At 67.5% G+C, this 21,183-nt stretch carries 19 protein-coding genes and 1 pseudogene; 13 read left to right on the plus strand and 7 right to left on the minus strand.

The window, feature by feature from the left end; genetic code table 11:
* Positions 1-2: 2 nt before the first annotated feature.
* From valS to GNX96_RS54715, 3 genes are all read right to left on the minus strand, one after another.
* Positions 3-2,429, minus strand: coding sequence for a valine--tRNA ligase (valS, locus tag GNX96_RS24135; protein WP_279581316.1), 2,427 nt, complete (start codon positions 2,427-2,429; stop codon positions 3-5).
* A gap of 209 nt (positions 2,430-2,638) precedes the next feature.
* Positions 2,639-4,726: an RICIN domain-containing protein gene (locus GNX96_RS24140; RefSeq protein ID WP_279581348.1), complete on the minus strand. Its 2,088-nt coding sequence runs from the start codon at positions 4,724-4,726 to the stop codon at positions 2,639-2,641.
* Between the two features lie 155 nt (positions 4,727-4,881).
* Complete coding sequence (locus tag GNX96_RS54715; protein ID WP_279581317.1) at positions 4,882-6,690, minus strand: hypothetical protein; 1,809 nt, start codon at positions 6,688-6,690, stop codon at positions 4,882-4,884.
* Positions 6,691-7,198: 508 nt separating this feature from the next.
* Between GNX96_RS54715 and GNX96_RS24145 the strand changes: the two genes are divergently transcribed.
* The 5 genes from GNX96_RS24145 to GNX96_RS24165 all read left to right on the plus strand — a co-directional run bounded on the left by GNX96_RS24145 (position 7,199) and on the right by GNX96_RS24165 (position 13,515).
* Positions 7,199-8,509, plus strand: coding sequence for a hypothetical protein (locus GNX96_RS24145; protein WP_163569830.1), 1,311 nt, complete (start codon positions 7,199-7,201; stop codon positions 8,507-8,509).
* A gap of 298 nt (positions 8,510-8,807) precedes the next feature.
* Positions 8,808-9,281 carry a hypothetical protein gene (locus GNX96_RS24150; protein ID WP_163569831.1) on the plus strand — a complete coding sequence of 158 codons (474 nt, stop codon included), beginning with the start codon at positions 8,808-8,810 and terminating at the stop codon, positions 9,279-9,281.
* A 367-nt stretch (positions 9,282-9,648) separates the two neighbouring features.
* A complete protein-coding gene (locus GNX96_RS67345) occupies positions 9,649-11,388 on the plus strand; it encodes an RHS repeat protein (RefSeq protein WP_163569832.1) in 1,740 nt (579 codons plus the stop codon).
* 16 nt (positions 11,389-11,404) lie between these two features.
* A complete protein-coding gene (locus GNX96_RS24160; protein ID WP_279581319.1) occupies positions 11,405-12,226 on the plus strand; it encodes an RHS repeat domain-containing protein in 822 nt (273 codons plus the stop codon).
* A gap of 14 nt (positions 12,227-12,240) precedes the next feature.
* The gene (locus GNX96_RS24165) at positions 12,241-13,515 is read left to right on the plus strand and encodes an RHS repeat-associated core domain-containing protein (protein ID WP_163569834.1); all 1,275 of its coding nucleotides are present in this window, start codon (positions 12,241-12,243) and stop codon (positions 13,513-13,515) included.
* 186 nt (positions 13,516-13,701) lie between these two features.
* Here GNX96_RS24165 and GNX96_RS24170 read toward each other — a convergent pair whose 3' ends face one another.
* The gene (locus GNX96_RS24170) at positions 13,702-14,733 is read right to left on the minus strand and encodes a helix-turn-helix domain-containing protein (protein ID WP_163569835.1); all 1,032 of its coding nucleotides are present in this window, start codon (positions 14,731-14,733) and stop codon (positions 13,702-13,704) included.
* A gap of 154 nt (positions 14,734-14,887) precedes the next feature.
* A complete protein-coding gene (locus GNX96_RS24175; RefSeq protein WP_313885775.1) occupies positions 14,888-15,958 on the minus strand; it encodes an asparaginase in 1,071 nt (356 codons plus the stop codon).
* Between the two features lie 237 nt (positions 15,959-16,195).
* Here GNX96_RS24175 and GNX96_RS54730 point away from each other — a divergent pair, with 237 nt between their 5' ends.
* The 4 genes and pseudogenes from GNX96_RS54730 (at position 16,196) to GNX96_RS24195 (ending at position 18,706) form a co-directional block, all read left to right on the plus strand.
* Positions 16,196-16,606, plus strand: a complete 411-nt coding sequence (locus GNX96_RS54730; protein WP_279581320.1) for a hypothetical protein — start codon at positions 16,196-16,198, stop codon at positions 16,604-16,606.
* Between the two features lie 71 nt (positions 16,607-16,677).
* Positions 16,678-16,857: pseudogene (locus GNX96_RS24185) on the plus strand (DUF732 domain-containing protein); the annotation flags it as partial.
* Positions 16,858-17,033: 176 nt separating this feature from the next.
* Positions 17,034-18,209 (plus strand): AfsR/SARP family transcriptional regulator, encoded by a 1,176-nt coding sequence (locus GNX96_RS24190; protein WP_163569837.1) that lies wholly within the window; start codon positions 17,034-17,036, stop codon positions 18,207-18,209.
* The gene (locus tag GNX96_RS24195) at positions 18,185-18,706 is read left to right on the plus strand and encodes an NB-ARC domain-containing protein (RefSeq protein WP_279581321.1); all 522 of its coding nucleotides are present in this window, start codon (positions 18,185-18,187) and stop codon (positions 18,704-18,706) included. The genes GNX96_RS24190 and GNX96_RS24195 overlap by 25 nt, the downstream gene beginning before the upstream one ends.
* Positions 18,707-18,723: 17 nt before the next feature.
* Here the strand turns inward: GNX96_RS24195 and GNX96_RS24200 are convergent, their stop codons facing one another.
* Both GNX96_RS24200 and GNX96_RS24205 read right to left on the minus strand, forming a co-directional pair.
* On the minus strand, positions 18,724-18,900 hold the full coding sequence (locus GNX96_RS24200; RefSeq protein WP_163569839.1) for a hypothetical protein: 177 nt from the start codon (positions 18,898-18,900) through the stop codon (positions 18,724-18,726).
* The gene (locus tag GNX96_RS24205) at positions 18,891-19,115 is read right to left on the minus strand and encodes a hypothetical protein (protein ID WP_163569840.1); all 225 of its coding nucleotides are present in this window, start codon (positions 19,113-19,115) and stop codon (positions 18,891-18,893) included. Before GNX96_RS24205 ends, GNX96_RS24200 begins: the two co-directional genes overlap by 10 nt.
* Before the next feature lie 245 nt (positions 19,116-19,360).
* Between GNX96_RS24205 and GNX96_RS24210 the strand changes: the two genes are divergently transcribed.
* The 4 genes from GNX96_RS24210 (at position 19,361) to GNX96_RS24220 (ending at position 21,177) form a co-directional block, all read left to right on the plus strand.
* A complete protein-coding gene (locus tag GNX96_RS24210; RefSeq protein ID WP_163569841.1) occupies positions 19,361-19,873 on the plus strand; it encodes a tetratricopeptide repeat protein in 513 nt (170 codons plus the stop codon).
* 79 nt (positions 19,874-19,952) lie between these two features.
* Entirely contained in the window at positions 19,953-20,324 is a 372-nt protein-coding gene (locus GNX96_RS54735) for an SDR family NAD(P)-dependent oxidoreductase (RefSeq protein WP_279581322.1), read from the plus strand.
* Complete coding sequence (locus tag GNX96_RS54740) at positions 20,261-20,728, plus strand: SDR family NAD(P)-dependent oxidoreductase (RefSeq protein WP_279581323.1); 468 nt, start codon at positions 20,261-20,263, stop codon at positions 20,726-20,728. Before GNX96_RS54735 ends, GNX96_RS54740 begins: the two co-directional genes overlap by 64 nt.
* Positions 20,728-21,177: a hypothetical protein gene (locus GNX96_RS24220; RefSeq protein WP_163569842.1), complete on the plus strand. Its 450-nt coding sequence runs from the start codon at positions 20,728-20,730 to the stop codon at positions 21,175-21,177. The genes GNX96_RS54740 and GNX96_RS24220 overlap by 1 nt, the downstream gene beginning before the upstream one ends.
* Positions 21,178-21,183: the final 6 nt, after the last annotated feature.

Raw genomic sequence — 21,183 nt, forward strand, 5'->3', positions numbered from 1 at the left:
GGCTATAGAGCCACTTCAAAGGAAGGCGTGTCGCCGACGGTCAGTTTCACTTCGGAAATGACCCCGGCGGACCGAAGATCGGCCACGGCCGGTGAAAGCGCCGTCAGGAAATCCTGCGGTGCGGTCACGGCCAGCACTGAAATGGGCTCCCGCATCGAGACTTGGCGGTCCGACTTTGCCTTGCGGACAGCGCCAATCGCGGTGGAGGCGGCGGCTAGCACCGCCGGCTCGGCGGCGCCGGCGAGAGCGCGAAGCTCGTCGGGGTCCGGCCAAGATGCCACATGCACCGAGCCTTCCTGACCCCACGACCACACTTCCTCAGTGACAAAAGGCAGGAAGGGCGCGAAAAGTCGGAGCAGCGTCGACAAGGTGACAGTCAGCGTGGCCTGTGCCGAACCGCTGGCGGCATCTGACCCGTACGCACGGGTTTTCACCAGCTCCAGGTAGTCGTCGCAGAAGAACCAGAAAAACTCCTCAGTGCTTTCCAGCGCCTGGGTGTAGTCGTACGCCGTCAGGGCCTGCGTGACCCGCTCGACAACGCCAGCCAGCCGGTGCAGGAGGGCGCGGTCCAGCGGCTCGGTCACCTCGCCGGCCGTGCCCAGGCTGAGCGCGAACTTGCTGGCGTTGAGGATCTTGATCGCCAGCCGGCGGCCGATTTTCATCTGCGCGGGGTCGAAAGCGGTGTCGGTGCCGAGCCGCCCCTTGGCCGCCCAGTAACGGATCGCGTCCGTGCCGTATTGCTCCAGCACGCCGATGGGAGTGGTCGCGTTGCCGACCGACTTGCTCATTTTCTTGCGGTCCGGATCCAGGATCCAGCCGGACAGCGCGACATGCCGCCAGGGCAGCGAACCCTGTTCCACGTGCGCGCGCAGCACCGACGAGAACAGCCACGTACGGATGATTTCGTGTGCCTGCGGGCGAAGATCCATCGGGAAGACCCGGCCGAACAGGTCCTCATCGACGACCCACCCGGACACCATTTGCGGGGACAGTGACGAGGTCGCCCACGTGTCCATCACGTCTGAGTCACCAATGAAACCGTCTGGTTTTCCGCGCTGCTCCTCGACAAAACCCGGCGGCACATCGCTGCTCGGGTCGACGGGCAGGCTGTCGTACGGCGGGAGCACCAGTTCGTCGCGCAGCGGCGAGCCGTCCTCGTCCAGCCGATACCACACTGGGATCGGCACGCCGAAAAACCGCTGCCGGCTGATCAGCCAGTCGCCGGCCAGGCCCTGCACCCAGTTTTCGTAGCGGGCCCGCATGTACGGCGGGTGCCACTGCAGTTCCCGCCCGCGGGCCAACAAAGCCGCGCGCAACTGCGGATCGCGGCCGCCATTGCGGATATACCACTGCCGGCTGGTGATGATTTCCAGCGGCTTATCGCCTTTTTCATAAAACTTGACGGCATGCGTGACGGTCCGCGGCTCGCCGACCAGGTCGCCGGACGCGCGCAGCATCGCCACCACCCGCTCCCGGGCGGTGTAGGCGGTCGCGCCGGCAAGTTGTTCGTACGCACCGGAATCCACGCCGGCAGGTGCCTGGGCGGCGAACCGGCCGTCCGGCCGAAACACTGTTCGCATCGGCAGGTCCAGCTCACGCCACCAGACCACGTCGGTGGTGTCGCCGAACGTACACACCATCGCGATGCCCGAGCCCTTGGCTGGATCGGCGAGGTGGTGCGCCTTCACCGGCACATCCACCCCGAACAGCGGAGTCCGCACGGTCTTCCCGAAAAGCGGCTGATAGCGCTCGTCGCTGGGATGCGCGACCAGCGCCACGCAGGCCGGCAGCAACTCCGGGCGAGTGGTCTCGATGAAGACCTTTTGCCCGTTGTCGGCGGTGAAACCGATCCGGTGGAAGGCGCCGGGACGTTCCCGGTCCTCCAACTCAGCCTGCGCGACAGCGGTCCGGAAGGTCACGTCCCACAGCGTTGGCGCCTCGGCCTGATAGGCCTCACCGCGCTGCAGGCCGAGCAGGAAAGCCCGCTGGGACAACGCTCGGGCCCGCGGCCCGATGGTCTGGTCCGTCGTCGACCAGTCGACCGACAGACCGGTCCGGCGCCATAGTTCCTCGAAGGCTTTCTCGTCGATTTCGGTCTGCCGCAGGCACAGCTCGATGAAGTTGCGCCGGGAAATCGGCAGCTGTTGTTTGCCCGGCGCGGCCGGCGGCTGGAAATCCGGATCGTACGGAATCCAGGGATCGCAGCGGACGCCGAAATGGTTCTGCACGCGCCGCTCGGTGGGCAGCCCGTTGTCGTCCCACCACATCGGATAGAACACCGCTTTGCCGCGCATCCGCCAGAATCGGGCGAAGATGTCCGGGTGAGTGTACGAGAAAACGTGCCCGACATGCAGCGAGCCACTGACCGTCGGCGGCGGGGTGTCGATGGAATAGACCTGATCCCGCGTCGCGGACCTGTCGAAGGGCATATACAGCAGACTCTGCCCACCGGTGCGACCATTTCTCCTCCAGGCCGTCCAGGGACGGCTTGGCTGGCACACTGACAGGACGTAGAGGAGTCATGTCAGAACGATACTGACCCCGCCAACCGAATTTCGGCCGGCGGGGTCAGCGACGCCCTCTTACAGCTTGCGGAAGGTCCACCGCTGGCAAGGGCCGCCGTGGTAGAGCCAGGTGATCACGTCGGTGCCGCGATCGGGCAGGCAACCGGCCACATCCATCGAATAGCCGGTGCCACCTGCGTCACGCTGTACGTCCCACCCGGACTCGGCTCGATGCGCCACAGCTGGCATTCGGAGTCACTTCGAGGCCAGGTGGCGACTTCTCCGTGGGTGAGTTTCGAGCAGCCGTCGATATCCAACGGTCGGTTGGCTCGCGGATCCGGGTCGATGATCCGGTAAACGTCGTCACCGAGGCTTTCCAACTGCCAGCCCTGACACGGGCTGCCGGCCACCCAGTCCCACATTCGTACGTCCCCGCCGCGGTCCGCCGGCGTCTCGCAGTTGGTCACGTCGAGCACCATGTCGTGGTTGGTGTCGGCCTCCACCCGATAGCGGGCGGTGCCGTTCTCGCCGAGCTGTGTCGGGTTGTACGCGGCCCGCAGGATCCACTGCTGGTTCGAGCCCTGCCCGCAGGTCATCTGCTTGACCGGCGCGGTGTCGTCCGTACGCGCGCCGTCAACGCCGATGCATTTGCCGCTGTGCGCGAATTTCAGCTGGACGACGGTGTCGTAGCTGGCACCTTCCACGTACTGGATGGTGGCCTGCTGGTTCGCGTACGGCTCACCATTGCCGCCACCACAGGGATGTTGGACGAGCTGTGCCCCGTCATCGGTGCTGGCGAAGGCAACGTCCGCGCACAGCATGTCGTGCATCGGGCGAATGCTGTACTGGTCGGTGCCGCCAATCGCGTCCAGTCGGAACCGGGCGTTCAGGTCCAGCGGCAGACACTGGTACTGAATGAAGTTAGCCATGTCCGCGGTGCTCGCGCCCAGCACGTTGAGGCATTTGCCGCTGTTGCGGTTGACCAGCTCGTAGTTCCGGTGGTCCAGGTCGAATTTCGGACCGGTGTTCGCGTCCACTTCGCCATCCCAGCCCTGCACCGAGTCCGCGAACGCTGTTCCGGTGTTGTGGAAGGTGAAAAACCTGCTGATGGCCGGCCGCGCCGCCGACATAGAGCAGGGCCACATCGCCCTTGCCGTCGCCGTCGAAGTCGCCGGCCTCCACGGTCGCCTTGACAGGTCCAGGGTGCCGCTGCGGCGCAACCAGGACGACTCGGTGAGGCTGCTTCCGTTGGAGAGGAACACATTCAGGCCGGCATCGTTGGCGCCGTACTCGTACACGGCGACGATGTCGTCCTTGCCGTCCCCGTTCACGTCGGTCACCACCGGCTTGCTCTTGTCCCAGCAGTAGTTGCCGGCGCCGGAATCATAAACCGTAGTAGCCGCACCGAAAGCGGAACCATTGGACAGGTACGCGTCCACCGCCGTACGACAACCGTCCACGTTGCGCATGCTGAGCAGGTCGGCCTTGCCGTCGCCGTTCAGGTCGGCGAGCAACGGGGTGCTTTGCGCCCAGTTGGTACCGGCCGCCGACTGTCCCCAGGTGACCGGGTTGGTGAATCCGCGCGAGGCCAGGAAAACCAGCGTTTGCCAGTTGTTGTTGGTGCCGGCGTTCTGCACGACGATGTCGGCTTTGCCGTCACCGTCCACGTCCCCGGCCACCACCCGCGCGGTGCTGAGCGGGAATCCGTTGGCCCCGCTGGTCCACACCGCCGGTGGTGCGTCGTACCGGTTGCCGTCGGACATCAGCTTGTAAAGCGAAATCTGCCGGCCAGCGCCTTCCCGGAACAACGCGATGTCGGACTTGCCGTCACCGTCGAAGTCGCCCTGCACCGGACGGGTGCGATAGAGCGCGAAACCGCCGCCCTCGCCGCTGTCCCAACCGATGTAGCCGTTCACGAAACCGGAGGTCTGGCCGGACGTGACGTTCCAGACGGTGGTACGACCGAAGCCCTGGTCCACCACCGCGGTGATGTCGGCTTTCCCGTCACCACTGGCATCCGCGCGTACGTGCCGGACCGGATGCGGGTCGCTCGGATCGTCATCGTCCAAAGCCTGCAGACTCCAGGACGGCCGGATCGCGCTCGCGTTGCCGGCCCGATCCACTGCCCGTACATAGAGCTTCTTGCTGGGAACTTCGCCTGCCGCGGGGGAAATCGTGATGGGTACGGTCGCCTTGCCGCTCGCGTCCGCCTTCACCCGCATGGTGACTTTGTCCTGCTGGAAGCCGTAAACGTATTCGGCCACATCGCTGTCGGCAGCGCTACCTGGGCTGAAGGTGACGGATCCGGTGGTACGGACGAAAAGTGTCGGCTCGCCGTCCGGGTAGTCGGCGGACTGGATCTTGGGCACGCTGGGTTTCACCGTGTCGGAGATGAAATAGCAGTCCGGCGTGGTCGGCCCATTCGCGAAACCGTCGTTGCTGAATGCGTGGTAGTGGTAAACGACGCCGTCGGAAAGGACGCCATCGGGCACCTGTGGCCAGGAGAAGGACGACTGCGACACCGTCGGCCCGACATTGCTCGTGTACGCGACCGCGCCGGCCGGATTGACGATCTGCAGGGTGGTCGTGACGTTGTCGCCGGAGTCCGGATCGTCAGCAGTGGCACCAAACTGCGGTACGTGGGTCGCGATCGCGGTGGGCGCGGTGGCCGAACCACACGGCACCGGCGGGTCATGTTGAGGCCGCGCGGCGCGCGCACTCGCGGTGCGGTGTCGTAGTCGATCGCGAGCACCGCGGTGCTCGGGTTGAACTTCTTCCACTCCAGGTTCGCCGGGTCGTTTTGCGGCGCCTGGCTGGGATTCTGCGACTCGGTCGGCGCTCGCAGACCGAGCGAGATCGTGGTCGTACGGTTGTTCGCGACCGTCTGGAGGGCGTTGGTGAGCCCCTGGCTGGCGAACTCCATCGTGGTCGCCCCGTTGCGGGCCTGGCCGTTGCGGGTGTCCAGCTTGCTCAGCCAGTGCCCGGCGGTGTTGTTCCAGGTCAGCGCCACATTCGGGTCGAGGTCCTTGAGCAGGTAGAGGTCGGTCGGCCACTGCCCGCCGGACGGGCTGTAGTTCAGCGTGATCCGGAAGGTCGCCCCGCTGATCTGGCTGCCGGCGATGGTCTGGGCGCCGTTGGTGGTGGCCAGCTGGAACATCGACCGGTAGAGGTTGCCGCTGTCGTCGTACGCCCAACCGACCTTCGCGCCGCCGTCGTTGGTGTCGTAGCCCCAGTCGTTGTCGTTCGGGAACTTCGCGTTGGTGTGCAGCCAGCGGATCATGCCGCCGCTCAGCGACGGGTCGATGTAGAGCGGGAACCGGGCGGCCGGGTCCTGCAGCATCTTGGCGTCCGGACTGAGGACGAATTCAGCGGGACTCGCCACTGCCGGACCGGTGATACCGGCCTTGGTGATCTTGCCGGCGGCCAGCAGGGAGAGCCCCACCGGGGCTCGGCGCGGAGTCGCTTTGCCGCCAAGGCCAGCGGGTGCGGCCGGCGGGGTGTCCCACATCGTCGGGCTGCCGGCGGTGAAGACGGTCTTGCCGGCCGAGTCGACGGCGACCGTGGTGCCGTCCGCCTTGGCCTTGATCGTCACGCCGGTAGCGCTGATCGGGTAATGCAGCGTCTGGAGAGCGGGGTTCTGCGCGGCCGTACGATCCTTCACCACCAACAGGTGGGAGAAGCCGTCCACGTTGACCTTGATCTGCAGGTCAACGCCGGGGAACACGTTCGGGTACGTGGCGGTGTCGCCGGCCAGGGTCGGCGCCGGCAGCTTGCCCGGCCAGCCCATCCGGACCTGGGCCGACGGCGTGCCGATGGTCAGCAGCGCCGAGCTGCCGCCGCCGGAAAGCACCATCGGGGTAGTGGTCGCGGCCGGCCGGATCGTGCCGTCGGGCTGCTTGTGCAGCGTCGGGTCCGGCGCCACCCAGCCGGTGCCACGGCGTACGCGTACCGGCATGGCGTGTTGTTCCAGCGTCCTGGTGCCGTTGGGGTTCGCGAACGTCTGCGAGGTTTCGGTGCGCTGGCTGGGAATTTCCACCCGCTTGCCGCTCTGCCGGGCGGACTGGACAGCCAGCGCGTCGGGTGAGACGGACGCCGGATCCAGCGCCTTCGCGGGCGCTGGTACGGGCGCCGGCCGCTGCGGACCGGCCTGGGCGGCCGTCGCGGCGCCGAACGGAAGCGCGAGCACCATCGCCATGGCGGACAGAACTATTCGGTGACCGCGTGGGCTGGGTCGGGGCATTCTCCACCTCAAAATTCTCAGCCTGCACTCCCCGGCCGTCGGCCAGGCGAGATCACCCTCGCACTTACCGAATCGGGCCGGAATTACTGCGATCGTTGTCGAAGCTTTACCGCTGCCTGGGATACCGCGACGATCGTCGAACTAATAGCGTCGCGCTCCGCTGGCATGTGACACTCCGCCCGGATTGTCGCCGGCTTGTGGGAGATCCGTCATGCCCGCTCCACATTCGTCCTTACGTCGTCGTTTACGCCGTTTTTCGCATGCGGCTTTGACCATCTTTGTGGCGTTTTCGTTGGTCGTGTCCAGCCACGATCCAGCGGCAGCGGCCAACACGAAACCGGTTGATCCGGTCTTTCAGCCCAAGAAAGAGAAGTCGGTTCCGGTCGCGAAGGTCAAACCGAAACCGTTACCGACCGACCCCGGAGCTCAATTAGCGGTAAAGAAAACACCCACGGTGGCTTGGCCAGCAGCGGCCACCGCACAGGCTCAGGTGGCCACCTCGGTGGTGCCGGCCGCGAAGGGTTCCGCCGCCGCTCGCAAAACGTTGGCGGCGCAGGTTCCGGCCACCGGCCGGGCCGGCGACCTGCCGGTCTGGGTGACCGCGCCGGCCGCCGGCGGCAAGTTGCCAGCGGTGGCTGGGAAGGCGGCCGCTGTCGACCCGCAGGTAGTGCCTTCCTCGGTACGGGTGGAGAACCTCGGCCGCAAGGGCAACGCCCTCTGGCTGCGGGTGGCGCGTACGGACGGGGTGGAGAAGGCCGGCAAGGTCCAGCTGCAGGTCAGCTACCAGCAGTTCCGCAACGCGTTCGGCGGCGACTGGGCCAGCCGGCTGCAGCTGGTCGGGCTGCCGGCCTGCGCGGTCGCCAACCAGGCGCAGTACGAGGCCGGCGGCGGCAAGGCGGCGGCGGTGCCGTCGGGCTGCACGCCGACCATGTTGCCCAGCCACAACGACGGCTCCGGCGTGGTGACCGCGGACGTACCGGTGGCCGCTGACGGCGCCGCGCCGACCGCGTTCGCGTTGGCCGCCGGCCCGTCCGGTGGGGCCGGCAACTTCGGCGCGACCAGCCTGTCGCCGAGCGCGACCTGGTCGGTCGGCGGCTCGTCCGGCGACTTCAACTGGCAGTACCCGATGGAGATGCCGCCAGCGATTGGCGGCCCGTCCGCGAAGGTCTCGCTGGAGTACTCGTCCGGCGGGGTGGACGGGCGTACGAGCACCACCAACAACCAGCCGTCCTGGGTCGGTGAGGGCTTCGAGCTCACGCCTGGCGGTTCGGTCGAGCGCCGGTACGCCTCCTGCGCGCAGGACACCACCGGCAACAACGGCACCAAGGCCGTCGGCGACCAGTGCTGGAAGACCGACAACGCCACCTTCACCCTGAACGGCAAGGGCGGCGAGCTGGTCAAGGACGACAAGACCGGCGTCTGGCACATGAAGGGCGACGACGGCACCACCGTCACCCGGCTCACCGGCGCGCCCAACGGCGACGACGGTGCCGCGGCCAACGGCTCCAACCCCGGCGACAAGGGCGAGTACTGGGTCTTCACCACCAAGGACGGCACGAAGTACTACTTCGGCCTCAACCACCTGCCCGGGTACGACAGCGCGCCGAGCGACACCAAGCGGGAGACCAAGTCCACCTTCACGCTGCCGGTTTTCGGCAACAACGCGGGCGAGCCCTGCAACAAGCCCGCCTTCGCCGACTCCTCGTGCATGCAGGCGTACCCGGGAACCTGGACTACGTCGTGGACAGGCACAACAACACGATGAGCCTGTTCTACGACACCGAGACCAACAACTACGGCCGCAACGGAACCGCGACCACCGTCAGCTCGTACACCCGGGCCGGCAACATCTCCCGGATCGACTACGGCCAGCAGGACGGCTCGGTGTTCACCAGCCCGCCGATCGGTCGGATCAACTTCACCACCGGCGAGCGCTGCATCGCGCCGGCAGCGCCTGCAGCTTCAGCCAGCCGACGACCTACCCGGACTCGCCGCTGGACCAGCTGTGCACCAGCACCACGAACTGCGACAACAAGTTCAACCCGACGTTCTTCACCACCAAGATGCTCACCGGGGTCACGTCTCAGGTGTGGCGCGGTACGGCGTTCGGGGACGTCGACTCGTGGACTCTGACGCACTCCTTCCGGGATCCCGGCGACGGCACCCGTGCCGGTCTCTGGCTGGACGCGATCACCAACGCTGGCCTGGTCGGCGGTGCGGTGCAGATCCCGCAGATCTCGTTCGACTCGATCCAGCTGGCCAACCGGGTGGACGCGGCCGGCGACGGACAGCCGGCAATGAAGTGGCTGCGGGTCAGCGCGGTCAAATACGGCACCGGCGGCATGCTCGCGGTCACGTACTATCCGCCGGACTGCAAGCCGGGTGACGTGCCGTCCGCGCCGGACAGCAACGCCCGCCGCTGCATGCCGATGAAGTGGACCCGCCAGGGGAGACCGCCGAGCGCACCGACTGGTTCCACAAGTACGTGGTGCAGCAGGTCGCCGAGTCCGATCTGGTGTCCGGCACCGAGCCGGTGATCACCCAGGTCCAGTATCCGAACCCGCCGTCCTGGCGGCACGATGACGAGGACGGCCTGGTCCCGATCGGTCAGAAGACCTGGGCGCAGTGGCGCGGCTATGACCTCGTACGGACCCTCAAGGGCAACGCCGGCGGTCCGCAGACGGTCAGCGAGTCGCGGTACTTCCGTGGCATGGATGGTGACCTGAAGGCCGACGGCAGCCATAAGAGCGTGTCGATCACCGACTCGACCGGTGGCACTGCCCCCGACCAGGTCGCGCTCGCCGGCACCACCCGGGAGCAGGACACTCTCAACGGTGCACAGCTGGTCTCTCGTACGATCACCGATCCGTGGGTGTCGGCGCCGACCGCGACCAGCGTGAAGGCATGGGGTACGACCAGCGCGTACCAGACCCAGCAGGCCGGCAACCACCAGGCGGAAGGCCTGGACGGCGGGGCCGTGCGACAGAGAGCGCGGCCACCAACGCGTACGACGCCAACGGCGTACTGACCGCCGCGAACGACCTCAACGACGTGTCCAACCCGAACGACGACACCTGTACGCGTTTCGAATACGCCAACAACGCCAGCGCGGGCCTTGGCGAGCTGCCGACCCGTACCCAGAAGGTGTCGGTGAGCTGCGACAAGTCGTTCACCTCGGCGCAGGTGCTGTCCGACACCCGCACCTTCTACGACGGGGCGACCTCGGCCAGCACGCCACCGACCAAGGGTGACGTGACCCGTACGGACCGGCTGTCCGGCTTCAACTCGGGACGGGACGCCGACCTACCAGACGGTGTCCACCGCGAAGTACGACCCGCAGGGCCGGGCCACCCAGGTCACCGACGCACTGAACAACACCACGGTGACCGCTTTTTCACCCCGAACGGCACCGCGCCGGTGACCAAGACGACGGTCACCCAGGCCAACGGCCAGCAGGCGGTGACCGAACTGGAACCGGCCTGGGGCAAGGAACTGGCCATCACCGACCAGGGCGGCCGGCGTACCGAGGCCACTTATGACCCGCTCGGCCGGACCACCGACGTGTGGCTGCCCGGACGCAGCGGCGCCTCCACCCCGGCCGGCGACCCGGCCGCCAAACCCGGCAAGGACATCGCCGGCAAGGCGGCCGCGGCGGACAACGCCGCCGTGCCGAACATGCATTACTCGTACCAGATCAACGCCGACGCGCCGAGCGTCGTCACCAGCTCCACGCTGCAGACCGACAACAGCATCCGTACGACGTACGAGATGTCCGACGGCCTGCTGCGTAAGCGGCAGACCCAGGAGCCGGCGCCGGGCGGCGGTCGCACGCTGACCGATGTCCGCTACGACAGCCGCGGCCTGGAAGTGAAGGACGACGGTCCGTACTACAACGACGCGCCGCCGAACACCGACGTGCTGAACCCGGACGAGTCGGTGCTACCGACCCAGAAGGTGCTCACGTACGATCTTGCCGCCCGGCCCACCGCGGAGGCCTTCCGGTCCGACGGCGAGACGAAGTGGCAGACCAACCACACCTACTCCGGGGACCACCAGACCGACGAGCCGCCGCAGGGCGACGCGCCGAGCACCAAGTTCACCAACGTCCAGGGCCAGCTCACCGAGCTGCGGGAATTCGCCGGCAGCAAGGCGACCGGCAACTACGACAAGACCAACTACACCTACACGGCGGCTGGGCAGCTCGCCAGCGTGGTCGACCCGAGCGGCAACCGGTGGGGCTTCGAATACGACATCCGCGGCCGCAAGGTCAAGGACGTTGACCCGGACCGCGGCCAGACCACGTATACGTACAACGACCTGGACCAGATGACCTCGAGTACGGACGCGCGCGGTGTCACCCTCGCGTACACGTACGACTCGATCGGCCGCAAGACCGGTGAGTTCAACGGATCGCCGACCGGCACCAAGATCGCCGAGGAAATACGACACGCTCGCCGACGGCACCGCCGCGCCGGGTTCGCCGACCTCGTCGACCAGGTTCGTCGACGGGAAGGCGTACACGACCCAGATCACCGGCTTCAACCCGCAGGGCAAGCCGCTCGGCGCGACCGTCACGATCCCCGACTCGGAAGGGAAACTGGCCGGCACCTACAGCACCACGGACACGTACAACGCCGATGGTGAGATCGCCTCGGCGAGTATGCCGGCAGTGGCTGGACTCGCGGCCGAAACGCTTCAATACGGCTACGACTCCGCCGACCAGCCGACCACTTTGAAGTCGGACCTGACGACGTACGTCACCGGCACGCAATACACCCCGTACGGCGAGGTTTCCCTGGTGACGCTGGGAAGCACCGGCGGCAAGTGGGTGCAGCTGGGGTACGAGTACGAGGAAGGCACTAGAAGGCTCAGCAAGGTGACGACGGACAAGCAGACGTTGCCGCGGCGGGTCAACAGCGTCGACTACGCGTACGACGCGGGTGGCAACATCACCCAGATCACCGACACGCCGTCGTCCACCAGCACCCAGCCGGTCGACACGCAGTGCTTCAACTACGACAACCTGCGTCGGCTGACCGCGGCCTGGACACCGTCCAGCAACGACTGTTCGACCGCCGCAAGCCAAAACGCGCTCGGTGGACCGGCGCCTTACTCCAACTCGTACACCTACGACCAGAGCGGAAACCGCAAGACCGCGACGCAGTCGACACCGACGGCGTCCACCACGTCGACGTACACGTATCCGGCGCCTGGCGCGCCCCGGCCGCACGGCGTCACGCAGGTCAATACCACCGGCACCGGCATGCCGTCCGGCGGCAAGACCGACACCTATTCGTACGACGCCAGTGGAAACCAGCTCACCCGCGCGCTCGCGGGCAGCGGAAACGAGGGTTACACCTGGGACGGTGACGGGAACCTGACCAAGGTCACCGGTGCCGACGGCAAGTCCACCGACTTCGTCTACGACGCCGCGGCAACCGGCTGCTGCGGCGCGACAGCACCGGCACGACGCTTTACCTAGGTGACACCGAGGCATTGCTGAAACCGGACGGCACGCTCGCCGGCACCAGGTATTACAAGCACGGCAGCCAAACCGTCGCCGTTCGTACCGGTGGGCAGCTCTACTGGCTCGGCGCGGACCAGAACGGTACGTCGAACACCGCGATCGCGGACACCGCCACCCAGGCGGTCAGCCGCCGGTTCTTCGATCCCTTCGGCAACAACCGGGGGACCGTGGCCCCGCCGGCCTGGCCCGGTCAGCGCTCGTTCGTGGGCGGTACGGCCGATCCGACCACTGGTCTGATCCATCTCGGGGCGCGCGAATACGACCCGACAATAGGTCGGTTCATCTCGGTGGACCCGGAAGCGGACTTCAAGGATCCGCAGACCCTGAACGGTTATTCGTACGCGAACAACAACCCGGTGACCTTCACCGACCCGCAGGGCACCTCCTGGTTCAGTGACATCGTCTCCACCGTCAAGAGCGTGGCCGAGACCGTCGTCACCCGGGTCGTGGACACCGTGAAGACCGCGGTCCAGGTGGTCACCCCGGTGATCAACTGGGTGAAAGACCAGGTGACCGCGGCCGTCGAAGCGGTCAAGACCTTCGTCCAGAAAACCGTCGAAGTCGTCAAACAGGTCGTCAAGACGGTGACCAAGGTCGTCAAAAAGATAGTCAAGGAAGTAAAAAAGGTCGTCCGTGAGGTCGCGAAAGTCGCCAAGAAGGTGGCCTCCGCGATCAAACAGACAGTCAAGAAAGTCGGCGCGGCAATAGGCACGGCCGCGGTCGCCGCCGGTAAGGCGGTTGCGAAAGCGGCCACGGCGGCGGCGAAATGGGCCTGGGAAAACCGAGAACAGATCCTCTACACCGCGCTGGATATCGGCCTCACCATCGCCGCCTGCGCCGGCACCGCGGGCGCCGGCTGTCTGGTAAGAGGCCTGCTCGAAGTCGCGGTCTGGACAGCCGCCGCCAGCATCCCGCTGCCGGAACTGCCCGAATCCGGCTCATCCAGCTCCGCCTCGTCCGGCGGCTACAATTTCGACGGAGTGTCCCAACAAATCGACCCCGACCGCCCCGACCCCAGTCAGTGGCAAACCGGCACAGTACAAGAACACGGTGGCAATTCCAGAGGAATGAGCGGCGCCGACCAACGAGCGGTCGACAAACACCAGGATTACAAATACAAGAACCACACTCCAGCCGGCTATGACGGGAAGATGAAACGCTTCCCCGGCGGTGGGAGCAAGGTGGCCAAGCTGGTCGGTTGGGGGCTCAACGCCCTCGACGTGATCTTCAAGATCGGCCACTAGGCCTGGATCTGTGAAGCTGGGCGGGCCGATTCCGGTCCGCCCAGCTTTGTTTGTTGGGTTCTCTCGTCACACCAGTCTCGCTGGCAGCGGTGCTCGGCGTTGAGTGCGGGACAAAACCCCACACTCGACGCCGAGAGCGGGATAAAGTCCCGCACTCGGCCGAGAATCCGGGCCGCGACCCAACAGTTAGCCGGCGAAAATGTCGACCAGGCCGTCGCCGCGGGGGGAGCGGTGGATCATGATGGAGCGCTGTCGCCGACGCCTTTCGATCAGGCCGGCGCGCTCCAGATAGTGACAGTGGTGCGTCATCGTGGTGGCGCTGCAGGAGGCGAGAGTGGCGGCGTCGCTCATGCTCATGGGGCGGGAGAGGCCGCGCAGCAGGGTGGCGCGGACGGTGCCGACCAGGACGCTGAGAGGGTCGTCGGCGCCGGTGGTGGGGGTTTCGCGTTCCCAGATGCTGCCGATGCCGGGCACCGGGTAGCCGACCCACACCAGCTCGGCCATGTCGAGGTTGAAGGCGCTGGCCCCGATGCCGGAGAAGAGCGGCGCGAGGACAAGCGGGCGGTCGCCGAGGGTGGCGGTCATCGGGTAGCGGTCGGGCAGGGTAAGCATGCCGTCCGCGTACGAGTAGCGGCTGCTGAGGCTGCCGAGCAGCACGTCGACGGAGGCGGTGACCACGGCCATGCCGACCCGTTCGGCTTCCAGGGCGAGCAGGTTCTGGGCGCGGGACCAGAGCTGCTCGGTGGCCGTCCAGATCTCTTCCAGCGCGTCCGCGTAGCCGACCAGCCAGCGGGCCGGGTGGGCGAGTACGGGGGCCCAGCACAGCGGCGGGTTGCCGCTGAACATCGTCTCGATTTCCTCGACGAGGACCTCCGGGCGCAGCGAGCGAAGCTCGGCCAGTTGGTCGGCGAGGGCTACCCGGCCGGGCCGGCCGAATGGCAGCAGGCAGTCCGGTACGGCGACGGTTTCGCTGGCGAACAGCGGTTGCAGCAGGCTGGGCCGGGACACCGCGGCGCGGACAGCGGTGCGTACGGCCGGGGGCGTGCCCTGGGTCGGCCCGCCGATGCTGTCCGCCAGCGTGGAGAAAAGGCTGACCAATGGATTGATCGACAGCTGTACCGCGGTGGTGCCGCCCACTTCCAGGGAGGTGCCGGTGGTACGCCGATCCTGCTCGCAATCGCGCCAGTCATCCCGTCTCGGCCTCTCGTCCACCCACATCCGGCCGGTTGGCCGTGTGGCGGCTTTCCGGTGACTCACCGTTTACTGAAATCGTGAGACAGCGTCAAGGCGTCCTTGGGGAGAACCTGAATATCCGCTAAGAACTGGCTAAAGAGAATGTGGGTATTTGTCCGTCAGGCTGCCGGCAAATGTCTTACCTACCTATTTTCTGACCCCATGTCGGGCGAAACTGCACAGATTTCGAACGAAAGAGCTGGGCCGTCGTTCCCGACATCCTCATGTAGCGATAAAGGACCTCTGACGAGGCGCTGTCCGATGGATGCGACGCCCGCCGACGTACCTCCGTCAGCTGTGGTCGAAGAGGTGTTGGATCGCGCCGAGGTCGGTGGTCCGGGTGAGGGCGAGCGCCAGCAGCACTTTGGCCTTCCATGGCGAAAGGCTGTCCGCGGTGACAGCGGTGATCACCCGGCCCGGGACGGGTGTGGGGCACTCGGCCGGAGCCAGTCCGGCTGGCGAAACACACCACCACATTGTTTGCCGCCGCGCGCTCCAGTGCGGTCTGCTGGAGCGGGGTCGGCCAGCCGGCGCCGGTGGCCGCGCAGACGATGCCCTTCGCGCCGGCGGCGACCGCTGCCTCCACGAAAACACCGTCAGCGTCCACATAGGACAGCACGATGTCGACTCGTGGCAGGACATCCGGGAGGGTGAAGATCGGTGAGTCCGGGTGCGTACGCTCGCGGGAAAAGACGACCAGGCCGTCGGTATCAGTGCTGCCCAGCGGGCCGGAATCGGGCGCCACAAAGGCATCCACCCGCATCGTGGATGCTTTGGTGACATCCCTGGCATCGTGGATCCGGTCATTCATCACGACCAGCACTCCGCGGCCGCGGGCCTGCGGTGCGGCGGCCACCTGGACGGCGCGTACGAGATTCAGGTAGCCGTCCGCACCCAGCGCCGAGGCCGGCCGCATCGCTCCGGTCAGCCCCACGGGTTTGTCGGAATTCACGGTGAGCCGCAGGAAATAGGCGGTTTCCTCGAGCGTGTTGGTGCCGTGCGTGATGACCACGCCATCGCAGTCCGCGCGGTCCAGGAGGGTTTGGACCGTACGAGCGAGATCGAGCCAGTCGGCGGAGGTCAGCGCGTGACTCGACAACCGTCGGAACGGGATCTCCCGCACGGTGCCGAATTCGGCCAGCTCCGGCACCCGCCGCCACCAGCGCGCCGGCCGCCAGTCGCCGGCCGTGGTCCGGATACCAGGCCAGATCCAGGCGGGACGCGCCGAGTGAGTCGATCGTTCCGCCGGTCAGGATGAGCGCCACGTGCGAAATGGTGTGTTCCTCTCGATCGGTAAAACGTCTTGCCCCTACGGGCAAAACCGACTCGGCCGAACGTGTGTAAACCTTGAACCGATCAGGTGGTCGGTTCTCGCCGGATCTGGTCGCAGTATGGAGGTCTTGGGTGCCGGGTTGGGCGCGCATTCGCCAACCGGGGGAATGCCGGCGTGCCGTTCTGGTGGGCGACCTGGCGCCATCTGGAGGCGACTGGCATGAGCTATGACCCATATCAGCAGAACGATCCGACGCGGCCGTACCAGCCCCCGCAGCCATATAGCCAGCCCTATCAGCAGCCGTATCAACAGCCCCACCAGCAGACACCGTACGGACAACCGGGGTATCAGCCAGGTGGGCAACCGCCGTACCCGCCGCCGCCTCAGAAGTCCCGTACCGGGCTGATCATCGGCATCGTCATCGGCGTGGCGGTTCTGTTGCTGGTGCTTTGCGGCGGCGGGGGTCTTCGCGGTGGTGGCCCTCAACCAGCCCAAGCCGACCCCGTCGCCGACCTCGCACCCGGCGCCGGGCCCGACCGAGGGGATGCCGACCCCGTCGGCGTCGCCGTCCACCTCGGCGTCTGACAGCGCGGCGACCGACAGCGCTTTCGTGGCGAAGCTGAAAAGTCAGGGCATCACCGCCTCCACCGGCGGACTCGACGCTGGTCGCGGCTGGCCATCTGGTGTGCCTGGAGTTCGCCGGCGGCAAGAGCTATTCCGACGTGGTGTCCGATTTCAGCAAGACCGACCTGACCTCCGACCAGAAGCATTTCCTCGTCAGCACCGCCGTCCAGACGTACTGCCCCGAAAACGGCGGCAAGGTTCCCTCCAACTAGCAGTCCAAGGAAATCTGGTCAGCGCGCGTTTTCGGCGCCGGTTTGACAGTGCGGTAGACCATTTGTCGGTTCCGTCAAATAAGGTGATTCTTTGGTCGATTTCGAACCGCGGAGGGATGCTGGACGTGGTCACTGGAAGAAGCTCGCATCCCTCGACGAAGTGCCTGAGGAAAACGATGAGCATTTCCGACCCGTCAGCGGCTGGCGCGGGCGTACGAGTCGGCCTGCTGGGGCCGCTGGAAGTGAGTGTGGACGGCGTCGACCTGGAGCTGCCCTCCGGTCGGTTGGGGCCGCTGCTGGCCGCGCTGGCGCTGTCCGCCGGCCAGCCGGTGCCGGTGGACCGGCTGGCCGGCTGGCTCTGGGGCCCGGACGTGCCGGCCCACACCGGCGGCAGCCTCGCGAGCCTGGTCTCGCGGCTGCGCACCGCGCTGCGATCAGAGGCCATTCGGGCGGCCTCCAACGGATATCTGCTGGAAGTGCGGCCGGACCAGGTCGACGTGTGGCTGTTTCGCCGGCTCGTACAGGAGGCCGAACAGCTGACCGACCTCCAGGTGCGGCGAGACCGGCTGTCCGCCGCGCTGCGGCTGTGGCGCGGTCAGCCACTGACCGGCCTGCGGCCCGAACACCTCGCCAACGACGTGGGCCTCGGGCTGCTCGAGGAGCGGCTGGACGCGCTGGAGCGGCGAGTCGATATCGACCTCGCGCTCGGCGAACACCAGGGCCTGATCGTCGAGCTGCGAGAGGCGACCAGCCAGTATCCGCTGCGTGAGTCGCTGTGGCTGCGGCTGATGACCGTGCTGTCGCGTTCCGGGCGGGCCGCCGAGGCGCTGGACTGCTATGCGAGCGTACGAACGCGGCTCCGCGACGAACTCGGCGCCGACCCCGGTGAGCAGCTGCAACAGCAGTATCAGCGGCTGTTGGCCAGCGCGCCGGAGCCGGTTCCGGCGGCAGCTCCAGCGGTGATACCGGCTATCTTGGCGCGCTGGCCGGTGGCCCGCCAGTTGCCCGCTCCGCCACGGCTGTTCAGCGGCCGTGGCGCGGAGCTGGCCCGGTTGACCGAGGCGCTGGACAGCGATCGGGACGGGACCGCGATCCTGGCCATCGAGGGCATCGGCGGGATCGGCAAGACCTGGCTGGCGCTGCGCTGGGCGTACGAGCGGCTGGAGCGCTTTCCAGACGGTCAGCTCTTCGTCAACCTGCGCGGCTTCGACCCGGCGGTGCCGCCGCTGGACGCCTCGACCGCACTGCGCAGCTTCCTGATGGCACTGGGCGTGTCCAGTACGGCCATCCCGGCGGACGAGGCCGCCCAGGCCGACTGTTCCGCAGTTTGCTGGCCGACAAGCGGATGCTGATCGTGCTGGACAACGCCCGCGACTCCGAGCAGGTGCTGCCGCTGCTGCCAGGCAGCCCGACCTGCACCGTGCTGGTCACCAGCCGGCGGCTGCTGGGTGGTCTTTCGGTCGCGCACGGATTGTCGGTGGTCAGCCTGGAAACGCTGGACGAGGACGCGGCGATCCGGCTGCTCGCGGACCATCTCGGTGAGCGGCGGATCGCCGGTGAGCCGGCCGCCGCCGCCGAGCTCGTCCAGCGATGCGCTGGCCTGCCGCTGGCGCTCGCGATCGCGGCGGCCCGGGCCGCCGCCAACGACTTCCCGCTGGCCCGGCTGGCCGGCGAGCTGCGGGACGCGTCGGCCCGGCTGGACGCGCTGGAGATCGGCGAGCTGAGCACCGACCTGCGGGCGGTCTTCCAGACCTCGATGGCCGCGCTCAGCCCCGGCGCGTACGACGTGTTCCGCTGGCTGGCGCAGGCGCCCGACCGGACATCAGCCTGGCCGCGGCCGCGTCGCTGACGGCGCGTACGACCGAGTCACCGCGCGCCGAGCTGCGCGAACTGGAGGCCGCGCACCTGGTCAGTCAACCGGTGCCGGACCGCTATCGGATGCACGACCTGGTCCGGCTCTACGCCGCCGAACAGGCCGCCATCACGCAACCGGAGGTCGAGCGCGACGAGGGGCTGCGCCGCCTGGTCGACTTCTACCTGCACACCGCGTACGCCGGCGAACGGCTGCTCGATACCGTGCGCCCGCCGATCGCGCTGAGCCCGGCGGTGGCCGGCTGCCGGCCGCTGCCGATGCCCGACCTGGCCACCGCGCTGACCTGGCTGACCAGCGAATATGCCTGCCTGCTAGCAACCTTGCGGCGGTCCGCCGAGCGGGCTTGGGATGCTCGTACGTGGCAGCTGGCCTGGTCGCTGGGCACCTTCCAGCACCGCCGCGGCAGCCTGACGGACAGCCTCGCCAGCTGGCAGCTGGGGCTGCACGCACGCCGCGGAGCGGCTCGGCGATCCCGCCGTCGAGTCGCAGGCGCATCGGCGGATCGGCCTGGCCTGGGCCCGGTCCGGGGCGCCGGCCAAGGCTCGGTCGCACCTGCGGCGGGCGCTGTCGCTCGCCGAACGCGCTGGCGACACGGTCGGCCGGGCCCACACGCACGCGACCTTCGCCTGGGTGCTGGCTCGGCAGGACGAGGACGTGCCGGCGCTGCTGCATGCTCGCGAGGCGCTTGTCCTGCTCCGGGAGGTCGGCAATCCGGTGATGACGGCCGAAGCGCTGAATCTGGTGGGGTGGTACAGCGCTCAGCTCGGCCGCTACGAAGAGGCTCGCCGGCATTGCGAAGCCGCGCTGAGCGGGTACGAGCGGCATCAGGACCGGGCCGGTTCGGCGTACACCTGCGACAGTCTCGGCTACATCGCGCTGCACACAGAGCGTTATGCCGACGCTGTCAGCTACTACGGACGCGCGATCGCGCTCTTCCGCGTCCTCGGCCACACATACCTGGAACCCGCCGCGTTGGACAGTCTCGGCGACGCCCACGCGGCGCTCGGCGAACCAAGGCAGGCGCAACAGGCGTGGGAACAGGCCCTGACCATGTACGAGGAGCAGCACCGCGGTCCGGAGGCCAGCGCCACCCGCCACCGGATCCTCGGGCTCGCCCAACCCACCGGCGCCGACCGGCGATAACACCGGCAACTTCGCCGATTCGGCCGGACGGACTCCCGCTTTAGCGTCGTGACCAGCGACGATACTGAGGGAGACGATCATGGGAACGATGCAGGGGCGGGTCGCGCTGGTCACCGGTGCGAGCCGTGGGATCGGAGCCGCGACCGCCCAGGCGCTGGCTGACGAGGGCGCGCGGGTCGTGCTGGCGGCGCGCGACGAGCGCGCGTTGCAGGCCGTGGCCGACCAGATCACCGCGCGCGGTGGGAGCGCCATCGTGGTGCCAACAGACGTGAGCGACCCGGACTCGGTCTGCCAGGTGGCGCGCACGCTCGGCGCGTACGGGCGGCTGGACGTTGCCGTCAACAACGCGGCCGGCGGCGGGCACCGGCCGACCCCCCGCTCGCGGAGGTGGCGATCGCCGACTTCGACAGCGCGATCCAGGTCAGCCTGCGCGGGGTGTTCCTCGCGATGAAGTACGAGATCCCGGCGATGGTGCGCGGCGGCGGCGGCGCCATCGTCAACATGTCTTCGACCGCGGCGCACTGGGCCGTCGGCGGGCTCGCCGGTTACGTCACGGCCAAGTCCGGGCTGACCGGGCTGACCCGTACGGCCGCGCTCGACTACGCGGCGAGCGGCATCCGGGTGAACGCGCTGACGCCTGGGCCCGTACGCACCGAAAACCTCGACCGGGCCGGGCCGCGGACTCGCGAGAAGGTGGCGGCTTCGGTGCCGATGCGGCGGCTCGGGCAGCCGGCCGAGGTCGCCGCGGCGGTGGTGTGGCTGTGCGGCCCCGGCGCCGCATTCATCACCGGCACCAGCCTGTCTGTCGACGGCGGATTGCTGGCCGGGATGCCGCCGTACGAGCAGGAGCGGTGATGCCTTTCGCGACGGCGACGCTCGCGGTGGCCGCGTTCGGGATGATCGCGATCGCCAGTGTCGGCGGCTATCAGGCGATTTACGTTTTCCCGACGTACTTTTCGGCGCCGCCTGCCTCTCTTCGCCGATACCAGGCGGACACCTCGTGGAAGTTCTGGCTCCCGCTGCACGCGATCACTTTCGTCGCGCTCGTCCTCGCGACGATCGGAAATCTTGGCACTGGCCGCGCTGGTTTCGTCCTCGCCGCCGTCGTTTGCTACCTGGCTGCCTGGATCGCCACTCTTATCTGGTTCATTCCCGGTGTTGTCGCCTTTAACAAAGTCGACGTCGACGGTCCTGATTCGCCGGAACTGAAGGAAAAAGGTCGCCGTTGGCTGCGCGATTCGACCGCTCGGCTGGTGCTTTTGCTGGCTGCCGCCGTACTGCTGGTCATCGCGCTGCCTGGTTAGCTGTTT

Source organism: Fodinicola feengrottensis (assembly GCF_010993775.1).
GTDB lineage: Bacteria > Actinomycetota > Actinomycetes > Mycobacteriales > HKI-0501 > Fodinicola > Fodinicola feengrottensis.